Annotated in this window: 3 protein-coding genes; 1 reads left to right on the plus strand and 2 read right to left on the minus strand. The window is 45.7% G+C overall.

The annotated features are described in order from the left end of the window. Positions 1-130: 130 nt before the first annotated feature. Positions 131-871, plus strand: coding sequence for a hypothetical protein (locus K2Q26_16020; protein ID MBY0317026.1), 741 nt, complete (start codon positions 131-133; stop codon positions 869-871). Here the strand turns inward: K2Q26_16020 and K2Q26_16025 are convergent. Next, positions 852-1,553, minus strand: a complete 702-nt coding sequence (locus K2Q26_16025) for an enoyl-CoA hydratase/isomerase family protein (protein MBY0317027.1) — start codon at positions 1,551-1,553, stop codon at positions 852-854. The genes K2Q26_16020 and K2Q26_16025 overlap by 20 nt on opposite strands. Positions 1,554-1,559: 6 nt before the next feature. Beyond that, entirely contained in the window at positions 1,560-2,243 is a 684-nt protein-coding gene (locus K2Q26_16030) for a PilZ domain-containing protein (protein MBY0317028.1), read from the minus strand. Between the last annotated feature and the right edge of the window lie 56 nt (positions 2,244-2,299).

Here is a 2,299-nt window from a genome sequence, read left to right on the forward strand (position 1 = left end):
GCGATATGGTTCACTTGTTCTTTGGGCCCCAAAAGCCATCTGAAATTCACCAGTTTAGCGAACGAACCGCGGCGACATTAAATCGTGTCTTCCCGCTTCCTTGCTGGATCTGGGGCTGGGATTCTATTTAATGCGCTCTTTTGTGATCTGCGGAATCCTCATGGGGATTCTTTTGGCCTGCGACAAAAAAGATCAATCCCAAAATTGGGGGCCTGAAGTCGCCGTGGAAGAGATTCTTAAAGCCCAAACTGAAGCCTTGGCACTATTGGATGTTCAGAAAATCCAGAAGGGCGAGTTCGCCTATTTTATTAAATCCCAAGAATTGTTTTCTTCGCAACTCCCCTCGAGTCTATTGATCGAGGAAGAAGCAATCACTGTCGTCGAGCGCGAGGATTTCGAAGACTATTTCTCAATCACCACCGTCCGCGAAGTTGTCGACCATCTGGCGGAGGGTAAGCCCACCTACAAGTACAAAGACGTTTACGGAATTCTCAAGAATCCGGAGCCTCCACCAGATGAAGTTGAAGAGCCACAACCGGTGGAAGATGGTGATGAACCCACGTCCTCTGTGAAAGTGACGTTTCACAATCTTCGAGTCACAAAAATAATGGTCCCTCGTCCGCTCAAAGTCGAAGAGCGAGAGCCCTGCCCCGTAGCGAATGCTTGTGATCTCGAGGCCACGCAAATTCTTTATGACATTGTCGTCCAAGAGGCCGGGAAAGAGACTCAAAAAAATCAGGCTGAGTTGGTCTTAAGCGACAAGGTGCCGTTTTTTGCTGGAGTTTTAAGAAGCTGCGTCACTACGGTCGCGGCCATCGATGATGCTCGCCCTTTCGTGCGCCAGTGCAAGTCTATTTACGATTACCTTTAGACTTCAACTTCTGAAGATGTTCCTTAGACCACCAAAGTTTATCAAAAAGTGTACGCTCATTCGTCCCCGTCAATCTTTGAATCGATGTAAATGAGCTCGTCGTGAGCAGCAACTGCTGTGCTTTCCATTGCTCAAGATATTCGATGACGTTTTTTTCGTGGATGATGTCGTTAATCAAACCTTGAGACTGCGCCCAGTAAGAGGACTTGGTGTCTCCCGATTGAATCCACGCTTTGATCGCAGATTCCGACATTCTTGTCTTTAAACGTTGGTATCCACCCCAACCAAAGCTCAACGTCATTCGACGCTGCCAAAGGGCAAAAAAACTTTTAGGAGTGGATACGATCCAATCACAACACGAAATCAGCTCGACGCCCCCTCCGTAACAATCTCCATCGACGAGAGCCAATTTCGGCGCAGGAAAATGAGCTAAGGTGGATAGCGCCTCAGAGATCTCACGATTCATTCTTGTACCTTGAGCTTTAGTGCTAAGACGAGCGTATTCACCTAAGTCTCCGCCCGAGCAAAAAACCGGACCCACAGATCTAAGAATCAGGCCGCGCAGATTTTTATTTTTTAGAAAGGATTTAAGTTCGCGAGCATGGGTCACGCTCAACGCATTTCGTGTTTTTGGTGAATTTAATATCACCTCGAGAAAATCATCTTTTAAAAGAAACGTCACAGGCGCTTAGCCTATAGCATTGAGGAGATCATTGTAAACATCTTCTTCGCGGACGAACTGCACTCCGGCCATTTCGGTCGCACCGCTGGTCACCCAAACGACGCGCGCATGCATCACACGGTCCGCGTTGATCTTATCGAGAACAAAGTGAATTTTAAGAAGATCACCCACCTGCAGATTTGCGCACGCGCCCTCTATACACAAACCACCCATCGAAATATTTTCGACACGTGATTTCGATTTAAAGTCTGTCTTATAGGACACAATCTCAACTTTTTGATTGGTATTAAATCGGCGAAAGCGACGCTGTTGAACTTCGACCGAATTTAACAATTTGGAGGAAATGCCTCGAAGTTCACGAGGTTCGTAAGGCTTTTCAAGAACTAAAAAGTTTTTAATATCTTCAAAATCGCGAACCATATTTAAATCGGGAAGTTTACTCAGCATCAAAACCGAGGAGAGAAATCCCCGTTTTCGCCAATTTTGGAACTGCTGCTTCAGAGTAATATTCAAAGGATGAGGAGAGTTATAAACCACAAGATCAACCCCTGGTTGAATCAATTGAGGCAACTGCATGGGTCTAAGCAATTCGAATTCTAAACGGTAACGGGTTGTATCGATTTGAGAAAGAGTTTCGAAGATCTGCTTTCCTTCGATTTGATTGGCCGTCACGATGTAAACTAAACTCATTCCACACTCCTATACTTTCTTATCGGAGTTCGGTGGAAAACTTGAGTCTCTATATA

It is taken from the genome of Bdellovibrionales bacterium (assembly GCA_019750295.1).
Lineage (GTDB): Bacteria > Bdellovibrionota > Bdellovibrionia > Bdellovibrionales > JAGQZY01 > JAIEOS01.

Bases quoted from the DNA above. Each gene is read 5' to 3' on its own strand.
- K2Q26_16030 (MBY0317028.1), bottom strand. From the start codon at position 2,243: ATGAGTTTAGTTTACATCGTGACGGCCAATCAAATCGAAGGAAAGCAG.
- K2Q26_16020 (MBY0317026.1), top strand. From the start codon at position 131: ATGCGCTCTTTTGTGATCTGCGGAATCCTCATGGGGATTCTTTTGGCC.